The 18,496-nt window shown below is 70.4% G+C and carries 22 protein-coding genes; 13 read left to right on the top strand and 9 right to left on the bottom strand.

Translation table 11 applies throughout. The annotated features are described in order from the left end of the window. Nucleotides 1-3: 3 nt before the first annotated feature. From EV186_RS37210 to EV186_RS37220, 3 genes are read right to left on the bottom strand one after another with little or no spacing between them, the layout of a single operon-like run. Nucleotides 4-1,500 (bottom strand): CYTH and CHAD domain-containing protein, encoded by a 1,497-nt coding sequence (locus EV186_RS37210; protein WP_133854247.1) that lies wholly within the window; start codon nt 1,498-1,500, stop codon nt 4-6. Continuing rightward, nucleotides 1,500-2,162 (bottom strand): HAD family hydrolase, encoded by a 663-nt coding sequence (locus EV186_RS37215; protein ID WP_133854248.1) that lies wholly within the window; start codon nt 2,160-2,162, stop codon nt 1,500-1,502. Before EV186_RS37215 ends, EV186_RS37210 begins: the two co-directional genes overlap by 1 nt. After that, nucleotides 2,159-3,127 carry an LLM class F420-dependent oxidoreductase gene (locus tag EV186_RS37220; RefSeq protein WP_133854303.1) on the bottom strand — a complete coding sequence of 323 codons (969 nt, stop codon included), beginning with the start codon at nt 3,125-3,127 and terminating at the stop codon, nt 2,159-2,161. Before EV186_RS37220 ends, EV186_RS37215 begins: the two co-directional genes overlap by 4 nt. 65 nt (nt 3,128-3,192) lie before the next feature. Between EV186_RS37220 and EV186_RS37225 the strand changes: the two genes are divergently transcribed. After that, nucleotides 3,193-3,834, top strand: a complete 642-nt coding sequence (locus EV186_RS37225; RefSeq protein ID WP_133854249.1) for a nucleotidyltransferase domain-containing protein — start codon at nt 3,193-3,195, stop codon at nt 3,832-3,834. 103 nt (nt 3,835-3,937) lie between these two features. Next, nucleotides 3,938-4,714 carry a hypothetical protein gene (locus tag EV186_RS37230; RefSeq protein WP_133854250.1) on the top strand — a complete coding sequence of 259 codons (777 nt, stop codon included), beginning with the start codon at nt 3,938-3,940 and terminating at the stop codon, nt 4,712-4,714. Here the strand turns inward: EV186_RS37230 and EV186_RS37235 are convergent, their stop codons facing one another. Next, a complete protein-coding gene (locus tag EV186_RS37235; protein ID WP_133854251.1) occupies nt 4,715-5,596 on the bottom strand; it encodes an AraC family transcriptional regulator in 882 nt (293 codons plus the stop codon). Between the two features lie 79 nt (nt 5,597-5,675). On the opposite strand from EV186_RS37235, the gene EV186_RS37240 reads away from it, so the two are divergent. Then, a complete protein-coding gene (locus EV186_RS37240; RefSeq protein ID WP_133854252.1) occupies nt 5,676-6,509 on the top strand; it encodes an MBL fold metallo-hydrolase in 834 nt (277 codons plus the stop codon). Here EV186_RS37240 and EV186_RS37245 read toward each other — a convergent pair. Beyond that, a complete protein-coding gene (locus tag EV186_RS37245; protein WP_133854253.1) occupies nt 6,506-6,736 on the bottom strand; it encodes a hypothetical protein in 231 nt (76 codons plus the stop codon). The genes EV186_RS37240 and EV186_RS37245 overlap by 4 nt on opposite strands. Before the next feature lie 363 nt (nt 6,737-7,099). Between EV186_RS37245 and EV186_RS37250 the strand changes: the two genes are divergently transcribed. After that, nucleotides 7,100-7,519 (top strand): hypothetical protein, encoded by a 420-nt coding sequence (locus tag EV186_RS37250; RefSeq protein WP_133854254.1) that lies wholly within the window; start codon nt 7,100-7,102, stop codon nt 7,517-7,519. Between the two features lie 29 nt (nt 7,520-7,548). Then, complete coding sequence (locus EV186_RS37255; RefSeq protein WP_133854255.1) at nt 7,549-8,088, top strand: DivIVA domain-containing protein; 540 nt, start codon at nt 7,549-7,551, stop codon at nt 8,086-8,088. On the opposite strand, the gene EV186_RS37260 is transcribed toward EV186_RS37255, so the two are convergent. Together EV186_RS37260 and EV186_RS37265 are read right to left on the bottom strand one after the other, a co-directional pair. Next, complete coding sequence (locus EV186_RS37260) at nt 8,073-9,305, bottom strand: NAD(P)-binding domain-containing protein (protein WP_133854256.1); 1,233 nt, start codon at nt 9,303-9,305, stop codon at nt 8,073-8,075. The genes EV186_RS37255 and EV186_RS37260 overlap by 16 nt on opposite strands. A gap of 10 nt (nt 9,306-9,315) precedes the next feature. Further along, a complete protein-coding gene (locus tag EV186_RS37265; RefSeq protein ID WP_133854257.1) occupies nt 9,316-9,873 on the bottom strand; it encodes an OsmC family protein in 558 nt (185 codons plus the stop codon). A gap of 138 nt (nt 9,874-10,011) precedes the next feature. On the opposite strand from EV186_RS37265, the gene metX reads away from it, so the two are divergent. Genes metX through EV186_RS37290 form a run of 5 tightly spaced genes read left to right on the top strand, consistent with a single transcriptional unit; the run spans nt 10,012 to nt 14,178 of the window. Then, a complete protein-coding gene (metX, locus tag EV186_RS37270) occupies nt 10,012-11,205 on the top strand; it encodes a homoserine O-acetyltransferase MetX (protein WP_133854258.1) in 1,194 nt (397 codons plus the stop codon). Nucleotides 11,206-11,216: 11 nt separating this feature from the next. After that, nucleotides 11,217-12,518 (top strand): O-acetylhomoserine aminocarboxypropyltransferase/cysteine synthase family protein, encoded by a 1,302-nt coding sequence (locus EV186_RS37275; protein ID WP_133854259.1) that lies wholly within the window; start codon nt 11,217-11,219, stop codon nt 12,516-12,518. Beyond that, nucleotides 12,515-13,072 (top strand): CoA-binding protein, encoded by a 558-nt coding sequence (locus EV186_RS37280; protein ID WP_133854260.1) that lies wholly within the window; start codon nt 12,515-12,517, stop codon nt 13,070-13,072. Before EV186_RS37275 ends, EV186_RS37280 begins: the two co-directional genes overlap by 4 nt. 9 nt (nt 13,073-13,081) lie before the next feature. Further along, entirely contained in the window at nt 13,082-13,600 is a 519-nt protein-coding gene (locus EV186_RS37285; RefSeq protein ID WP_133854261.1) for a GrpB family protein, read from the top strand. Further along, nucleotides 13,600-14,178, top strand: a complete 579-nt coding sequence (locus EV186_RS37290) for a class I SAM-dependent methyltransferase (protein ID WP_133854262.1) — start codon at nt 13,600-13,602, stop codon at nt 14,176-14,178. The genes EV186_RS37285 and EV186_RS37290 overlap by 1 nt, the downstream gene beginning before the upstream one ends. Here EV186_RS37290 and EV186_RS37295 read toward each other — a convergent pair. Beyond that, nucleotides 14,175-14,579, bottom strand: coding sequence for a type II toxin-antitoxin system VapC family toxin (locus EV186_RS37295; RefSeq protein WP_133854263.1), 405 nt, complete (start codon nt 14,577-14,579; stop codon nt 14,175-14,177). The genes EV186_RS37290 and EV186_RS37295 overlap by 4 nt on opposite strands. Before the next feature lie 70 nt (nt 14,580-14,649). Here EV186_RS37295 and EV186_RS37300 point away from each other — a divergent pair, with 70 nt between their 5' ends. From EV186_RS37300 to EV186_RS37310, 3 genes are read left to right on the top strand one after another with little or no spacing between them, the layout of a single operon-like run. Then, nucleotides 14,650-15,183, top strand: a complete 534-nt coding sequence (locus tag EV186_RS37300) for a hypothetical protein (RefSeq protein WP_133854264.1) — start codon at nt 14,650-14,652, stop codon at nt 15,181-15,183. A gap of 30 nt (nt 15,184-15,213) precedes the next feature. Continuing rightward, nucleotides 15,214-16,524, top strand: a complete 1,311-nt coding sequence (locus tag EV186_RS37305; RefSeq protein ID WP_133854265.1) for a cryptochrome/photolyase family protein — start codon at nt 15,214-15,216, stop codon at nt 16,522-16,524. A gap of 17 nt (nt 16,525-16,541) precedes the next feature. Next, complete coding sequence (locus EV186_RS37310) at nt 16,542-17,321, top strand: DUF1295 domain-containing protein (protein WP_133854266.1); 780 nt, start codon at nt 16,542-16,544, stop codon at nt 17,319-17,321. Nucleotide 17,322: 1 nt separating this feature from the next. Here the strand turns inward: EV186_RS37310 and EV186_RS37315 are convergent, their stop codons facing one another. Next, nucleotides 17,323-18,471: a polysaccharide lyase family 7 protein gene (locus tag EV186_RS37315; RefSeq protein WP_243754525.1), complete on the bottom strand. Its 1,149-nt coding sequence runs from the start codon at nt 18,469-18,471 to the stop codon at nt 17,323-17,325. Nucleotides 18,472-18,496: the final 25 nt, after the last annotated feature.

The following is an 18,496-nucleotide window of genomic DNA, read 5'->3' on the forward strand; positions in this document are numbered from 1 at the left end:
GGTTCAGCGCAGCCAGGTGGGGGTTTTCGACGGCGGGTCGGTCCACAGGGCACGGAACTTGCGGTAGCCGGCGCGCCCGTGCTCGTCCTGGCGGGCGTAGAGCAGCCCGTAGGTGTACGCGTTGCCGCCGGAGGCGTGGGTCCTGATCGCCAGTTGCCGCAGCTGCGCACCCGTCGTCACCGCGTCGTGCTGTTCACCGAGGGCGTCCTGCAGAGCTTTCAGGTGCTTGCGCCAGCGGCGCACCTTCTTGCCGAAGGCCGGTTTCAGCGCGTCGGCGGCGTAGCGTGCCTTGCGGGTTTCCTTGCGGGCGCGGTGCAGCGCGGCGTCCAGTTCGGGCCCCACGGTCGCAGATTCGCTGCGCTGCACGGCCTTCTTCACCCGACGCCACGCCTTGCGAGCGGATTTGCGCAACGCCTTCTTGCCCTTGCGCTTGCGCAGGGGCGGATCTTCCAGCAGCTGGTCGAGCCGGTCGAGCATCCGGAAGTAGCGCTTCGCGGCCATGGTGCGGGCAACGGTGTCGGCGGCGGTCGCCTCCTCGCGCGCGAAGTGCGCCGTCAGCTTCGCGGCCACCGGCCCGAGCACGTGCTCGACGGGCACCTGGCCGACCTCGTCGTGCAGGACCTCGGACATCACCTCGACGTCGCGTGCCCCGCTCAACCGCCGTTCGTACCACTGCAGTTCCTCGCGCAGCGGGTCGACCTGGCGCCGGCGCAGCACCGGCCGGAACGTCTTCAGCGTCGCCCGCAGCTTGCGGCTGGCCACCCGCGCCTGGTGCACGGCGTCCGGCAGGTCGCGCCGGATGGCGATGTCCTGCTGCCGCACGGCGTCCGCCTGCTTGCGCACGTAGGCCAGGACGACGGCGCCGGCCGAACCGGCCCGCTTGGTCCGTGGCCGCTTGACCGCCAAGGCCCGGGCGAGCTTGGACTTCGCCGACGACACGGGGAAGCCGGCCTCCGCCATCACGGCACCGAGCCGGTCGGCCGTCGCACGGTCGGCGCCACCGGCCAGCTCGATCTCGACCTCGTGCCAGCTCTTCACGGTGGCCGCCTCGGTCCCGGCCCGCTGCGGCACGGTCGCGGTCACCTGGTCGGCCGCGACCTCGGCGAGGGCCGAACCCGCGTCGTCGAGCAGCGTCCACGTGGTCCGAGTGGTCTTCAGGCGCGCGACCTCCACCAGTTCCGCGCCGCGCGCGATGCCGGCGAACAGCTTCGCCAGCTCCTCGGGCATGCCGGGCTGGGGCGCGAACCGCAGCTCCTCGCGGTCACCACCGCCCGCGGGCACCTTCGCGTGCCAGCCCGCGTCCTCGCCGCCCGCCCGGTTGCGCAGGGTGAACCCCGCCCGCAGCAGGCGCAGATCGGCCGTGTCGAAGTAGTGCGCGTCCAGTTCGGTCTGCTCGGGGCCGAGCACCGAGGCCACACCCGCGACCCCGGACCAGTCGGGCAGGCTCGCGCCGGCCGGGACGTCGTACTTGCGTTCGCTCTCCACCACGGCGGTCGTCACTAGTCCGCTGGCTCCTTTGCTGGCAGCGTGTCCAAGTCCTCGATGAGCGACGGTAGATCCTCGTACACCCGGCTCGCACCCGCTTCGGTCAGTTCGTCGTTGCCGAAGCCCCCGGTCAGCACCGCGACGGTCGGGATCTCGAGCTTCGCGGCGGCACGGCAGTCCCACACCGAGTCGCCGATCGCCATCGCCCGCTCGCCGCGGCCCTTGGTCAGCGCCACGCCGATCAGGTCGGGCGCGGGCTTGGTGTCCTCGACGTCCTCGGCGGTGGTCCAGCCGGCCACCAGCTCACGCGCGTCGAGCAGGTCGAGGTAGTGGTCCACGTGCTCCGGCTTGCCCGAACTGGCCAGCACGACGGAGAAGTCCTTGTGCCGCAACTCTTTTAGCAGCTTGCGGGCGCCATCGAGCACGGTGATCTCCTCGAGCATCGGGTCGAAGAACTCGGCCCACGCCGCGCGGATCTCGTCGCCGTACTCGCGTTCGACTTCCTCGCCCGCGACCTCGGCGGGCAGCCGGTCACCACCCATGCCGATCGCCCGGTGGATCTTCCAGATCGGCACGACGACGCCGCTGTTCTCGAACGCGCGGAACCACGCCAGGCTGTGGTGGTAGTTGGTGTCCACCAAGGTGCCGTCGACGTCGACGACCGCGATCGTGGTCATGCCGACGCCTCACGCAGAGCGGGCAGCAGCTCCTGTTCGGCGAACGGGAAGAACTCGTCCTGGTGCTCGCCGCCGATCTGCACCAGGGCAACGTCGGTGAACCCGGCTTGCCAGAACGCCGACACCGCGTCGACGATCTTGTCCACCTTCGGTCCACAAGGGATGGACTCGGCCACGTCCTCGGGCCGCACGAACTGGGTCGCCCCGGCGAAGCCGGACGGCCCCGGCAGCTCCGCGTTGACCTTCCAGCCGCCACCGAACCAGCGGAACTGGGCGTGGGCGCGCTCGATCGCCGCTTCCTCGGACTTGTCGTAGCAGATCGGGATCTGCCCGATGATCCGCTGGTCGCCGGACTTGGCCTTGCGCCACGACTTGGTCAGCTCTTCCTTGGGCTCCACCGCGATCATGGCGTCGGCCAGCGGCGCGAACCCGCTGATCGACTGCTCGCCCGACACGGCCACGGCGACGGGCACCGGCTGCTCGGGCCGGTCCCACAGCTTCGCCGAGTCCACGCGGTAGTGCTCGCCCTTGAAGTTGACGTAGCCGCCCTCGAACAGCGCGCGCATGATCCGCAGCGCCTCGTCCAGCATCTCGTGCCGCACGTTCGCCGGCGGCCACCCGCGCCCGACGACGTGCTCGTTCAGGTTCTCGCCCGCGCCGACGCCGAGGGTGAACCGGCCGTCGGACAGCAACTGGACCGTCGCCGCCTTCTGCGCCACGACCGCCGGGTGGTAGCGCATGATCGGGCAGGTCACGTACGTCATGAGGTCGACCCGCTCGGTGGCCTGCGCGACCGCGCCGAGCACGCTCCACGCGTAGGGTGCGTGGCCCTGCTCGTCGAGCCAAGGGGAGTAGTGGTCGCTCATCACCTCGAAGTCGAAGCCGGCCCGCTCCGCCGCGGTGGCGTGCCCGACGAGCTCGCGCGGCCCGGCCTGCTCGGTCATCAGTGTGTACCCGAATCGCACCATGACGGCTGGGTACCCGCTCGAACTCGATTCGAACATGGGCGGTCCGCTGCTAGGTTTCCCTGGTGGGCGAGCAACTTCCGGACGGCGGCCACGAGCTGTCACCGGCCGAGCTCGACGCCCTCGACGCGCGGTGGTCGTCCTGCTGGACCCCGGGTCAGGTGGCCCAGCGGCTGGCCGGGCTGGCCACGCCGTGGTGCGTGGCGGCGGGGTGGGCGCTGGAGCTGTTCCGCGGCACGCCGACGCGGGCGCACGGGGACATCGAGATCGCCATCCCGAGCTCCCGGTTCGCCGAGGTCCGCGATCGCCTACCCGGCTACGCCCTCGACGCCGTCGGCAGCGGCCGGGTCTGGGCCGATGCCACACCGGACATCCTGGCCGTCACCCACCAGACCTGGGTGCGCGATCCGGTCACGGGCGACTACCTGCTCGACGTGTTCCGCGAGCCGCACGACGGCGACACGTGGATCTGCCGCCACGACGAGACCATCCGCTTCCCCTACCGCGACATCATCCACCGCACCCGGGACGACATCCCTTATCTGGCGCCCGAACTGGTCCTGCTGTTCAAGGCCAAGCACACGCGGCCCAAGGACCAGGCCGACTTCGCCGCGACCGTCCCACACCTGAGCGAGGCTCAGCGCGCGACCCTGGCCGAGCTGCTGGCCCGCGTGTATCCGGGGCACGCCTGGCTCGCAGGTCTGTAGATAGATCGTGCACAAGGGTTGCGCTCCTGCGCAGCGGCCCACCAACCGACCGGCCTTTTTGTGAATTCTCTTCACGAGGGAGAACTCCAGGAGGCAGGAACACATGGGCAAGCAACCGAAGTGGGCCTTGGCGGCGGTCGGCGTGGTGGCGGTGGCGGGCATCACCGCGGCCGTCGTGATCGCGACCGGCGGGGACCAAGCCGAGGCGCAGGCCGCGCCACCGGCCGTCAGCGGCGTGCAGCTGGCGCAGGCACCCGACGAGGCCGAGCCGGACGCGCTGCAGGCCAACGCCACCGACGTCACCGCGGCGGCCAAGAGCCGTTCGGTCTCGCTGATCCTCGAGTACAAGGTCACCAAGACCTGCACGGTGCACCCGAACTACCCCAAGGACGGGGTGATCGGCAACGACATCGACTGGCAGATCGCGCCGACCGACATCGTGGCGTGGCGCTACAACGTCAACTCGACGTGGTCGATGATCAGCGACAAGAAGTACCGCAACAGCAAGCACCCGTGGTGGGGCTTCGTGCACCGCGACTGCCTGGGCACCTCGGTCGGCGGCGAGCACTTCCCGACGCCGACCAGCCACTACCCGGCCGGTGAGCCGGTGCCGCAGCGGATCCTCGAGGGCCGCAGCGCGGTCGAGGCCGACCACTACCGCACCGTCGTCTTCCGTGTCGCCGAAGGGCACGTCACCAACGACCACCGGGCCGTCAAGACCATGGGCACGTTGCGCGACGCGGCCAACCGGTTCGTCATCGGCAACGTGTTCGGTGGCTGGCACGTGCACTCGACCGACCAGCACGACCACGGCTGGACCAAGGTCTACGTGCCGAACGCCAAGCGCTGGGGCTGGGTCCAGGACATCCACCTGGCCTGATCAGGACGCGCGGTACTGACCCGGGGCCACCCCGAACTGCCGCTTGAACGCGTGCGAGAAGGCGAACACCGACCGGTAGCCGACCTGTTCGGCCACTGTGGACAGTGGCCGGTCCGACTCGCGCAGCAGGCGCGCCGCGCTGGTCAGGCGCCACCACGCCAAGTAGTTCATGGGCGGGCGCCCGACCAGCGCGGTGAACCGGCGGGCCAGGGCAGCGCGCGACAGACCCACCTGGGCGCCAAGGGTTTCCACGCTCCACGGGTGGGCCGGGTCCTCGTGCAGCACGCGCAAGGCCGAAGCCACCACCGGATCGGCCAGGGCCTGGCTCCAGCCGGACGGCCGGTCCGCGAGCCAGGCCCGCAACACGTACACCAGCAGCAGGTCCAGCAACCCGGGCAGCGCCGCGTCCCGCCCCGGCAGCGCCTGCTCGACTTCACCGCCCAGCAGGTCCACCGCCGCGCGCAGCGATGGGTGCCGGCCCGCGCCGGCGGGGACGTGCACGACGTCGGGCAACTCGGCGAGCAGCGGATGGGCCCGCGACGGGTCCGTCCGGTACTTGCCGCACAACAACTCCGACACCACCGGCCCGTCCACATCGGACTCGGTGGGCGACCACCGCTCGAAGGGGACGGCTTCGGCCGGGGCGTCGTCGGAGGCGAGGTCGTGGCCGCTGCCGTGGGGGAGCAGGACCACGTCGCCGACGTTCAGCAGCACCGGCGCGCCCGACGGCGGGTACAGCCGGCAGCTGCCACGCAACAACACGTGGAAACCGGCGCCGTCGTAGGGCGCGAAGCGCATCCGCCACTGGCGCCGGGCGACGCGGCGCCCCGACTCCGGGGTGCCGCTCCGCATCACGGTGATGGCGTCGCTCACCACGTCCATCCCGTCAGCGTAGACGATCGCGCATGCAGAAGCGCCGATCAAGCATTGAAACGCGCGTACGCAGGCTTACGGTCGAGTCATGGAGACAATCACTTTGGGCCGCGTCGAGGTCGGCCGCGTGCGTGAACTGCAGGGACCGTTCGCCCCGGCGGGCGACCTGGTCCCCGACGCGCCGCGGGAACACTGGGAAGAGCTCGGTCCCGACTTCTGGCAGCCGCAGGACAACGTCGCGGTGCTCGCCTTGCAGACGTGGGTGTTGCGCAGTGGCGGTCGCACGATCCTGGTCGACACCGGACTCGGCACCGACCGCTTCCCGATGGAGACCGAGCCGCGTCCGGACCTGCCCGGCCTGCTCGCCGCGGCGGGCGTGCACCCCGAGGCGGTCGACCTGGTGATCAACACCCACCTGCACGGCGACCACGTCGGCTGGAACACCACCGACGGCGCGCCGACCTTCCCCAACGCCCGCTACCTGATCCCCGCGCCGGACAACGCCAAACTCAGCGGCGACGACCTGCACACCAAGGCGGTGGCACCGATCATCGAGGCGGGCCTGGCCGAGGTGTGGGAAGGCGAGTTCCGCATCGACGCCGACCTGGTTCTGGAGGCGGCCCCCGGTCATACGCCGGGCTCGGCGGTGCTGCGCCTGGACAGCGGCTCCGACCGCGCCGTGTTCGTCGGCGACCTGCTGCACAGCCCGGTGCAGCTCCTCGAACCCGCGCACAACAGCTGCTTCGACGAGGATCCCGCGGGGGCGGCCCGGTCCCGCAAGACCGTGCTGGCCCGCGCAGCCGACGAGAACCGCCTGGTCTTCCCGGCCCACTTCGGCGGTGCGGGCTATGTGGCGCTCAGCCGCCGGCCAGGGGGATCGGGACGCAACCCAGCGACGCAGGTCGAGGAGTTCGTGCTCTAGTCAGCCGGTCCGCGCAAGGTGAACACGACGCGCATGACGTGCTCGACCGCGGCCTGGAACATCGCGCCACGCAACTCCCCGCGCATGGCGAGCGTCCGGGACGCGAACTCGAGCACCGCGTCGTCGCCCATGCGGCGCAGCACGAGGGCGACCACGTCCTCCAGTTCGAGGCCGGGGTTGTCCATGCGGGCCAGCGCGATGGCGACGATCAGCTCCTCGTCGGTCACCCGACCACCGTAGCGTTCCGGCCCGCTCGGAATCGAACGGTAACCACTACTGTGCGTACCGTAAATTCGCCGGAACATCGTCGAGAGCGCGGCGGTTCCGCCGTCGAAGCCCTTTCGGCGGGAATTCTGACCGGTTTCCTGATCGCCGACAGTAATGACGAAGCCGTCGTTGGGTCTTTGTACCCGCCCCGAAATGGCCGCCACGGTTCACCTGGTTGTCGCAGGGAGTGACAATAGCGCTAGGCCATTCGAGTGACATTGCTGCGTGCTCGATTGTTGCTCCATTCGATCGAGTGTCCAATGGCCCGGACTGGCCGGTGAAGAGGTGGCGGGCCGCGGGTTCCGCAGGTGGGAGTGGAAGCCTTGACACTCGCCTCGGTTGTGGTGTGGAGCGTCACCGCGGCCTTCGGCTTGACCTTGCTGATCCGCGCGGGGGCGATCAGCCGGGGACCGCGGGGACGATCGAAACGTCGACGGGTGCTGCTGGCCATCCACGTGACTGCGGCGGCGGGCGGGCTGCTCGCGTGGACGTGGTACGCGGTGACGGGATTGTGGGCGACCGCCATCGCGGGTCTGGTGTTCCTCGTGGTGGCCGCGGCGCACGGATTGCTCATGGTCGCCAGGTGGTCACCCGGGCACGGCCGGCACGCGAATGCCGAACGACCGAGTCGCAGCGCGGGCGGCTATTTCCCGGTGCACACCGCGACCGTGCACGCGATGGCCGCGGCGTCCACCGTCACGTTGGTTCTGGTCGTGATCCTCACCGGGCACGGCTGGTCGTGACCGACGCAAACGGAAAGGGGGCGGTGCGCATGGCGCCACCATGGCTCACCGCACGCGACATCGGCGAGGCCGTGTTCGACCAGGCCCGCCTGACCCGCCGCGGCTACGACGAGGACCAGGTCGACGCCTTCCTCGACCGCGTCGCCGACACCATCGTCGGGATGACCGCCGAACTCGCCGCGGCGAGCCGCGAGGTCGACCGGTTGCGGCACTGGCACCAGCAGCACGGCGCCAGCCCGGCGGCGCTGGCGACCATGTCGCACGCCGAGGCGGACGCGGAGCGGATCATCGCCGAAGCCCACGAGCACGCACGCAAAGTGGCGCAGGAAGCGGCGGCCATCCGCGCCGAGGCGGCGCGCCAGGCCCAGCAGATCCTCGCCGCGATCCACAGCCTGGCCGACGAGGGCACGGTCGACCAGCGCTACGCGGCGATGGCCGCGATCCTCGTCGGCACCCGCGACCACCTCACCGACATCCGGGCGCAGTTGACCGACGAGGTGAGCCGGCTGGACAGCTTGCTGAGCCCGTCGCGGCAACGCAACGGAGCGTCCACTCAGGAGCGCAGGTAGCCGTCGAGGTGGGCGATCACGTCCCGCGCGTCGTCCTCGATGCCGTGGATGAACGTGGACTTGCGCCGCCGCAACACCGGCAGGCCCAGCGCGTACAGCCCGGGGCCGGCCACGACGCCGCCGTCGTGGTCCAACCGGCCCTTCGTGTCGACCACCGGGACGTCGAGCCAGGAGTAGTCCGGCCGGAAGCCCGTCGCCCAGACGATCGTGCGGATCGCGCCGCCGCGCAGGTCCAGGCGCAGCCGCGTCGAGGCGGGCACCCGGGTGGGCTCGAACCGCTCGGGCGCCTTGAGGTCGGCCTCCACTTCGGACTCCAGCGCCCACTCGTCGAACGCGGTCAGCAGCCGGTCCAGCTTCAGGTCGGCCAGCCGGATGACGTTGCGCAGCCCGCCGGAGAAGAGCAGTTCACCGTCGCGCACCATCGAGGCCCGGCCGACGAGTTCCACGCCCAGTTCGGTGAGCGCGTTGAGGTCGAGCGTCGCCCGCTCCCTGGTGCCCACCAGTTGCGGTGAGGCCAGCGACCGGGCCCGGGTCAGGTCGGGCACCTCGTCGTAGCGCTGGTCCCACACGCCGGCCGCGTCCATCCACCACAGGACGTCGCGGCCGCGGTACACGCGCGGCATGCGCACGTGCTCGCCGGCCGAGAGCGTCACCGGCCGGCCGGACCGCTGGATCTCCGCCGCCAGCTGCACGCCGGTGGCCGACGCCCCGACGACGAGCACGCCGCCGTCGGGGAGCCGGCCTGGGTTGCGGTAGTCGAACGGTGTCAGCTGAACGACCTCGTCCGGCACCGCTTCGCTGAGCGCCGGCACGGCCGGCCGGTTGCAGGCGCCGCTGGCGATGACCACGGTCCGGCAGGCGAGCTCGCCCTGGTCGGTCGTCACGCGGTAGCCGTCGTCGGTGCGCCGGACCGACGTGACCGTGGTGCCGGTGCGCACCGGCGCACCGGTCAGCGCGGCGAAGCGGTCGATGAACCCGACCACCTCGGGCATCGTCATGTAGCCGTCGGGATCCGGGCCGCCGTAGTGGTGGCCCGGCAGCCGGCTCTGCCAGTTGGGCGTGAGCAAACGCAGCGAGTCCCAGCGCTCGCGCCGCCAGGAGTTCGCCACCTCACCACGCTCGAGCACGACGTGGTCGACCGAGCGCTCGCTGAGGAAGTGGCTCGCCGCCAACCCGGCGTGACCGGCCCCGATGACGACCGTGGTTGTCGTTTCTATGGTTCGGCCCTCAGACGACCTCGACGGTGACGTCCGTGGGGTTGGTCAGCGCGTCGAAGACGGCGGACCGCTTCTGCGACTGGGCGACCAGCGCCTCGATGTCCTCTTTGGACGCGTCGGCGTCGATGTTGAAGGAGACCTTGATGCCGTTGTAGCCGTTGCGCACGTCGCTGTCGGCACCGAGGATGCCGCGGATGTCGTGCGCGCCTTCGAGGGTGGCCTCGACCGAGCGCAGCTGGATGCCGCGGTTCTGCGCGACGGACGCGATGCCCGCGGTCAGGCAGCTGCCCAGGCCGACGAGCAGGTACTCGATCGGGGTGATGCCGTTGTCGGTGGCCGCGAACACCTCGGGGTGGTCGGCGACGAACGTCGACTCGGCCTTGTGCTCGTGGTCGGCGCCGAGGCCGGAGTAGTCCTTGACCGTCGAGGTGGTGTGCACGCCGTTTTCCCACCTGGTGGTCGAGCGCCACGTGAACTGGGCGGCCTCCGGCGCGCCCTTGAGCGCCTCGCGCGCCTCGAGCAGCGCCTGGACGTTGACGCCGTTGTCGATGCTGTCAACTGCCGTCATGGGAGCGGTCCTCTCGCGTGGTTCACCTGCCGATCCCGCACGCTACACAGCGCACCGGCCCGCTGACCTGCGTCTCATATTCCGAAACGGGCCTTCGCGCGGCGGCGGGACCGATCCGGATCTGGTTACCATGCGGGCATGGTGTCCGTTCCGGCGGTCGCGGCTGGGTCGGTCGGCACGGTCGAGACCCGCTACGTCGATTTGCCGGACCCGGTGCGGCTCGATTGTGGACAGGAGTTGCACCCCGTCCGCGTCGCATACGAGACCTACGGCACCCTCTCCCCGCGGCGCGACAACGTCATCCTGGTGTGCCACGCGCTCAGCGGTGACGCCCACGCGGCGGGCGTCTCGACCACCCCGGCCGCGGCGAGCACCCGCGACGGGTTCGGCGCCGAGGACCGCGACGGCTCGGCCGGTCCGGCGCTCGGCTGGTGGGACGGGATGATCGGCCCGGGCAAGGCCTTCGACACCGACCGGTTCTTCGTCGTGTCCACGAACCTGCTCGGCGGCTGCCGCGGCACCACCGGTCCGTCGTCGATCGACCCCGCGACGGGCCGCCCGTACGGGTCGGCGTTCCCGGTCATCACCGTCGCGGACATGGTGCGCACCCAGCGCGCGTTCCTCGACGTGCTGGGCATCGAGCGGCTCGCCGCCGTGGCCGGTGGTTCGCTCGGCGGGATGCAAGCGCTCGAGTGGTCGGTCCTGTACCCGGACCAGGTCGACGCCCTCGTGGCGATCGCCAGCACGCACGCGTTGCACCCGCAAGGCCTGGCGTGGAACGCGATCGCCCGCGAGTCGATCATGCGCGACCCGTCGTGGCAGGGTGGCGACTACTACGGCACGGGCCGCACGCCGGACGCCGGCATGGGCGTGGCCCGGATGGTCGGGCACATCACCTACCTCTCGGCGCCTGCGCTGGACGACAAGTTCGGCCGCCGGCTGCAGTTCGCCGACGACGTGCGGTACACGCTGACCGAGCCCGAGTTCGAGGTGGAGAACTACCTGCGCCACCAAGCGAACTCCTTCGTCAAGCGCTTCGACGCCAACACCTACCTCGCGCTTTCGCGCGCACTGACCTATTTCGACCTGGCCCGCCAGCACGGCGGTTCGCTGGCGACCGCCTTCGCCACCGGCAAGGCGCGGACGCTGCTGATCGCGTTCAGCTCGGACTGGCTGTACCCGCCGGTGGCCTCGACGGAGATCGACGCCGCGTTGCGTGCGCTGGGCCGGCCGAGCGAGCTGCACGTGATCGACGCGCCCTACGGGCACGACTGCTTCCTGCTGGAAGAACAACGACAGACCCCGATCGTCCGCCGGTTCCTCGGCGACTGAGGAAGGCCCTTGTGACTCGCATCGAGCAAGACCACGAGTTCGGCTTCGAGACCCGGCAGCTGCACGCCGGGCAGCGACCGGACCCGAACACGGGTGCGCGAGCGGTGCCGATCTTCCAGACGTCCAGCTACGTCTTCGAGGACCCGGAATCCGCGGCCGCCTACTTCAACCTGCAGGAGTACGGCAACACCTACTCGCGCATCATGAACCCGACGGTCGCCGTGCTCGAGGAGCGCGTGGCGAACCTGGAGGGCGGCGCAGGTGCGGTGGCGTTCGCCAGCGGGATCGCCGCGCAGGCGGCGGCGCTGTTCACGTTCCTGGAGCCGGGCGACCACGTGGTCTCCTCCACCGCGCTCTACGGCGGCTCGGTGAACCAGCTCAAACACCTGCTGCGCAAGATGAACATAGACCTGACGTGGGTCGACCCCGACGACCTCGACGCGTGGCGGGCCGCCGTTCGCCCGCAGACCAAGGCGTTCTTCGGCGAGACCATCGGCAACCCCGGCGGCAACGTGTTCGACATCGAGGCCGTGGCGGCCATCGCGCACGAGCACCAGCTGCCCTTGGTCGTGGACAACACTTTCGCGACGCCCTACCTCTGCCGCCCAATGGATTGGGGCGCCGACATCGTGGTCCACTCGGCGACCAAGTTCATCGGCGGGCACGGCACGAGCATCGGCGGCGTCGTCACCGAATCCGGTCTCTTCGACTGGTCGAACGGGCGTTTCCCGGTGGTCGCCGACCCGTCGCCCGCCTACCACGGGTTGCAGTTCCACGAGACGTTCGGCGTGTACGGCTACCTGATGAAGCTGCGGGCCGAGACCTTGCGCGACCTGGGCGCGGCCATGTCGCCGTTCAACGCTTTCCTGTTCCTGCAAGGACTCGAGACGTTGTCGCTGCGCATGGAACGGCACGTCGAGAACGCGCGGCAGGTCGCCGCGTTCCTGGAATCCCACGAGCTGGTCTCACGCGTGACCTACCCGGACCTGCCGGGCAGCAAGTACCGGTCGCTGGTTGACAAGTACCTGCCGCGCGGGGCGGGTGCGGTGTTCTCCTTCGACTGCGCGGGCGGCCGTGCGGGTGGGCAGGCGCTCATCCGCGGTCTGTCGCTCTGGTCGCACCTGGCCAACGTGGGCGACGCGAAAAGCCTGGTCATCCACCCGGCCAGCACCACCCACCGCCAGCTCAGCGATGCCGAGCTCGCGGCCGCCGGCGTCGGCCCCGGGACGGTGCGGCTCTCGGTCGGCACCGAGTCGGTCGAGGACCTGATCTGGGACCTGGAGCAGGGCTTCAAGGAGGTCGCGGCGGCATGAGCGAGCTTGCGAGCGAATCATCGGACACAGCGCGCGCGCGAAGTGCCCACCGAGCGTCAGCGACAGGTGGGTCCCGCGAGCTGGCGAAGTACCAGGATCCGCTGGAGATCCAGCGGGTGCTCAACGGCGCGAAGACGATCGCGGTCGTCGGGCTGTCCAACAACGAGTTGCGGGCGAGCTACTTCGTCGGCTACTACCTCAAACGCCACGGCTACAACGTCATCCCGGTGAACCCGCGGGCTTCGGAGATCCTCGGCGCCAAGAGCTATCCCAGTTTGCTGGAGGTGCCGGAGCCGGTGGACATCGTGAACGTCTTCCGCGCGCCCGACGCCCTGCCCGAGATCGCGCGGCAGACCGTGCAGATCGGGGCCAAGGCGTTGTGGTGCCAGTTCGGGGTGATCAACCTGGAAGGTGCGCGGATCGCCGAGGACGGGGGCGTCACCGTGGTCATGGACCGGTGCATCAAGGTCGAACACGCGCGTTACGTCGGTCGCATGCACTGGCTGGGCTTCAACACGCAGCGGATCACGTCGGTCCGGTCTGGACTCCAGTAGCGTGCCCTCGTGATCCAGGTGGTGCCGTACGACCCGGCGTGGCCGTTGCTGGCCGCTTCGGCGATCGCCGAGCTGACCGCGGTGTTGCCGTTGACGGAAATCGAGCACATCGGCTCGACTGCGGTGCCGGGCCTGGCGGCCAAGCCAGTCATCGACCTGATGGCCGCGGTGCCGGCACTGGCGGCGGTGTCCGATCGCGATGAAACCCTTGTGCGGCTTGGCTATCGCCGCTTCGACGGGTTCGCGGATCGGCTGTTCTACGCCCGTGACACCGGTGGCGTGCGGTCGCACCACCTGCACGTGGTCACAATGGACAGCTGGTCGACCCGCAACCAGCGCATCCTGCGCGATCACCTGCTGTCGCACCCAGAAGACGCCGCCCGGTACGCGGAGCTCAAGCAGACCCTGGCCGTGACCGCCGCGAACGGCGACGCGTACACGGCGGCGAAGACCGAGTTGATCCAGGAGCTGGTCGACCGGGCGCGGGCCGAACGCGGTCTGCCGCGGGAACCGGTGTGGGAGGCGTAGTGCGACCGGACATCGCGAAGACGCGGGAGTTCTTCGGGCCGCGCGCGGCCGGCTGGGAAAACCGCTTCCCCGACGACGAACCGGTCTACGCGCGGGCGATCGCCGACCTGGCGCCGCCGGCAGGAGGGGCGGTGCTGGACGTCGCCTGCGGGACGGGCCGGGCGTTGCCGATGTTGCGCGCGGCCGTGGGCGAGTCCGGCGTGGTGCTGGGCGTCGACCTGACACCTGAGATGCTGGCCGAGGCGCAACGCAAGGGCCGAAAGGCTTTGGTGCTCGGCGACGCCCGCGCGCTCCCGATCCTTTCCGGCGCCGTGGACGCGGTTTTCGCCGCTGGGCTGCTCCCTCACGTGCCGGTGGTCGTGTTGGCCGAGCTGCATCGGGTGTGCCGTCCGGGTGGCCGGCTCGCGTTGTTCCACCCGATCAGCCGTCAAGCCCTGGCTCGCAGGCACGGCCACGACCCAGACCCGGACGACGTGCGCGCGGAGCCGAACATCCGCCGCGCCCTCACCGCCGCCGGCTGGACGTGCGACCTGGTCGACGACGGCCCCGACCGCTACCTGGTCACCGCCACCCGCTAGGTCGTGTGGCGGAGGTCGTCGATGGACGCGACGGTCACCAGTTCCCGGGCGACACGGGCCAGCTTGGCATCCAGCGTGACGAAGGCATCGGCCTGCAACTGCGTCAAGGCGATGTACTCCGCGGTGAAGGTGTCGGTCCAGCCGAGCCGGTCGGCGACCTTCCACGCGTTCGCCTGCAGGACCCGGTCGCCCAGGAGGCGGATCTTCAGCCCTCGCATGTGGTCGAGGTAGCGGTCGGCGGCCTTCTTGGTCAGCTCGCCGGCGCGGACCTGTCCATACAGGATGGAGAGCACCTGGGAGCGCAGGAGCGTGGGCGCCACCAGCTTGTGCTCGCCGCCGACCGCGAGCTGGTCGGCGGCCAGCTTGATGGCGACCCCAGGGTCGATCACGTACCTCGTCATGGGTCTTCCTCCCTGACCGAATGTGGACAGAGTCGTTTGGTTCTCCGCACTCCTGTAGTACGACTGTGCCATGACCGGTGTGCGACTGCGCCTCGTCCGGCTGGGCGGGGTGCGCGCCGTGACTCAGTTCGGTCGGCGTCGGGTGCTGGCGGGGGACTTGCCCGGGGCGGCTGCCGCGTTCGGGCTCGCGGCCGGGTCCGGGCACGCGCGGTACCGGCTGCGGGCGGCCCTGCACCTCTGGGTTCTCCATGCCAGACAAGGGGATTCCTTCCGCTCGGGTACGGCCCTGCGGGAGGCGGTGCGGCTGGCCGCCGTGGCCGAGCGGTGCTCGATCGGCGACGCGTGCGTCCACATTGGAAGCGTGCTTGCCGACAAGCGACCGTCGTTGCCCGGTGTGGGCGAAGCCGTGATGGCCTTCCGGGAGACGATCAACTCCGGCGATCTCGACCTCGCGCCCAAGGCCGCGCTCGGGCTCGCGGTGTTGCGGTGGCGCTTCGGCGCGGCCGAGGACGACGTGCGCGCCGCCTTCCGGTTGGCGGTCAACTCCCGGCACCCCGACGTCGCGCCCACGGCCGAGCGGCTGCTCGCCCTCTTCGACCGGTGAGCCCACGACCGCCGTGGAACACTGGCGCGGGTGACTGTCGCCATCGCGCTGTTCACCCGTGACTTGCGGGTGCACGACAACCCCGTCCTGCACGCGGCCGCCCGGTCGGCCGACCAGGTGATCCCGCTTTTCGTGCTGGACAAGGGGATCCAGGCCGGCCCCAATCGGGCGCGGTTCCTCGCCGAGTGCCTGCGCGACCTGGATGCGGCGCTCGCCGAGGCGGGCAGCGGGCTGGTCATCCGCCGGGGCGACCCCGTGGCGCAGGTGGCGAAGCTCGTGCGCGAACACGACGTCCGGACCGTCCACGTCGCGAAGGACTACAGCGGGTACGCCCAGCGGCGCGAGCGGGCGCTCGCCGAACTCGGGGTCGACCTGCACGTGCACGACGACGCCGTCGTGGTGGTGCCGCCGGGCACGGTCACGCCGCAGAACGCCGACCACTTCTCGGTCTTCAGCCCCTACCACCGGCGCTGGGCGGAGGTCCCGGTCCGCAAACCGTTGCGCAGGCCGACCAAGTTGAACTCGCCCGACGTCCGCTCGGACACGCTCCCACCGATCAAGAAGGCCGCGCCCGACCTGATCGAGGGCGGCGAGACCAACGCCCGCAAGCTGATCCGCGCCTGGGATGTCGAGGGCTACGCGGCCGGCCATGACGACCTCGCCGGCGACAAGACCTCGCACTTCTCGGCGCACCTGCACTTCGGGTCCGTGTCGCCGGTGGAGCTCGTGCACGCTTTCGGGACGGAGTCGGATTCGGCCAAGGCGTTCGTGCGCCAGCTCGCCTGGCGCGACTTCAACCACCAGCTGCTCGCCGCCCGTCCCGAGGTGGCGCACGAGGACTTCCGCCCCAACGGCGTCACCTGGCGCAAGTCGGACGAGGACCTCGAACGCTGGAAGACGGGCCGGACCGGCTTCCCGATCGTCGACGCCGGGATGCGCCAGCTGCTGCGGGAAGGCTGGATGCACAACCGCGCCCGGCTGATCGTCGGCAGCTTCCTGACCAAGACCCTGCTGATCGACTGGCGCCTGGGCGCGCGGCACTTCCTCGACCACCTCGTCGACGGCGACATCGCCAACAACCAGCTCAACTGGCAGTGGGTCGCGGGCACGGGCACCGACACGCGGCCCGGACGCGTGCTCAACCCCTTGCGTCAGGCCGAGCGCTACGACCCGGACGGCGCGTACGTGCGGCGCTACGTGCCCGAGCTCGCCGGCCTCGACGCGCCGGCCATCCACAAACCGTGGACCGTGGCGGCCGAGCTCGACTACCCCGAACCGATGGTCGAACTGGCCCGGGGCCGGGAGCGTTACCAGTCCGCCCGCCAGCAGTCGCTCTTCTGAACCCGGAAGGCTCGCCGATGACGAACCTCTTGCTGGTCAGCGGCTTGTCGCTGGCCGCGATCGTGGTGCTGATGGCCGTCACCGCGATCACCGGCCGGGTGCAGGGCCGGGTGTCGGTGGTCGACACGGCGTGGCCGCTGGGGTTCGTCGTGGTGGCGGTGGTCGCGCTGCTCGCCGGGGACGGCGCGCGCTGGCGGGCCGTGCTCATGCTGCTGCTGGTCCTCGTCTGGGCCGGGCGGCTGGCCTGGCACATCACCCGGCGCAACCACGGCAAGGGCGAGGATCCGCGCTACGAGAAGCTGCTTTCCCAGGTGCCGCAGGAGAAGCGGTTCGGGTTCGCGGTCCGCCGGGTCTACGCCACGCAGGGCGTCGCAATGTGGTTCGTGTCGCTGCCGGTGCAGGTCTCGGCGACCGCCGACGACGGCGTCCGGTGGGTCGCCGTCGTCGGCGTCGTGGTGTGGGCGATCGGACTGTGGTTCGAGGCGACGGGGGACCGGCAGCTCAAGCGGTTCAAGGCCGACCCGGCCAACAAGGGCAAGGTCATGGACCGCGGCCTGTGGGCGTGGACCCGGCACCCCAACTACTTCGGCGACTTCACCGTCTGGTGGGGCCTCTACGTCGTCGCGGCCGGCGCGTGGCCCGGCGTGCTGACCGTGCTGTCGCCGCTGGCCATGGCGTTCTTCCTGATCGTCGTGACCGGCGGGCGGTTGCTGGAGAAGGACATGGCCAAGCGGCCGGGGTATCCGGAGTACCAGCGGCGCACCAGCTTCTTCGTCCCGCGACCGCCGCGCCGGTGACTCAGCTGTGCGTGACGGTCAGGCTGTGGATGATCACTTCGCCGTAGTTGCCGTCCGAGCACGGTGACGACTTGTCGCAGTTGGCCTGGGTGTAGGCGCCCGCCTTGAAGTACGCGCCGTCGAAGGACTTGCTGATCGTCGCGACCAGGGTGCCGTTGTAGTAGGCCTTGACCTGGCCGCCGGACACCACGTACTTGGCCTCGAACCGGGTGCCCAACTGGTAGTTGTCGGTGATCAGCTTGTAGTGCGTGGTGTCGCCGTTGGTGACGTAGAGCTTGGTGCCCTCCAAGCGGAACACGGTGAGGTCGTCGTCGGCGCCGTGGATCTGGCCGGCCACGACCTCGGGCTTGTCGTTGGGCAGGTGGGTGATCTCCTCGTTGATCACCATGGTGTGGGTGCCCGAGGTCGACGACCACGACGCCTGGTCGGCGCCGTCCATCTCGCGCAGCTCCGAGCGCGGGTAGCTCGACCCGCTCGTGGTCACGCCGTTCACCGCGGCCCGGAACTGGACGCCGTCGCAGTTCGGCGTGACCGTGAACCACGGGTCGATGTGGTAGGTCGCCAGTTCCGGCTGCTTGACGTTGGTCGGGTGCTCGGCCTCGCCGATCGGCAGGCCCTCGTACCAGTTGGTCAGGTCGAGCACGTCGGCCGGAACCTGGCAGCTGGTGCCGCCGCCGTCGGCGCCGAGGATCTTGGTCTCGGAAATGCTCGTCCAGTCGTTGTAGGTGTTGCCGTGCCCGACGACGCGGACGTACCGCCCGGACGCGTCGGCGAAGTCGTAGGTCACCGCGCTCGCCGTGGTGCCGGCGGTGCGCTCGCCGGCCAGGACCGTCGTCCACGACGAACCGGTGCCGGAGACCTGCACGTCGAAGGTCTCGCTGCGGGTGTCGCCCTGGTACCAGGCGATCGACACCGAGCCGACGGTCCGGGTGGCGCCGAGGTCGTACCGGATCCACACGCCGTCGCCCTCGTCCGACCAGCGGGTCGACAGGTCGCCGTCGAGGGTGTTGGCGGGCACGTGGCCGTCGTCGCCGCTCGCGGTCACCGCGACCACGTCGAGCGCCGAACCGGCGGCGGCCGAAGGGATCGACGACACGGCGACGCCGCCGAGGGCCAACACGCCGGCCAGGGCCAGGGGGACTGCCTTCACGTCTGCCTGCCTCCACGCTCGTTGG

The organism is Labedaea rhizosphaerae, assembly GCF_004362825.1.
GTDB classification, from domain to species: Bacteria; Actinomycetota; Actinomycetes; order Mycobacteriales; family Pseudonocardiaceae; genus Labedaea; species Labedaea rhizosphaerae.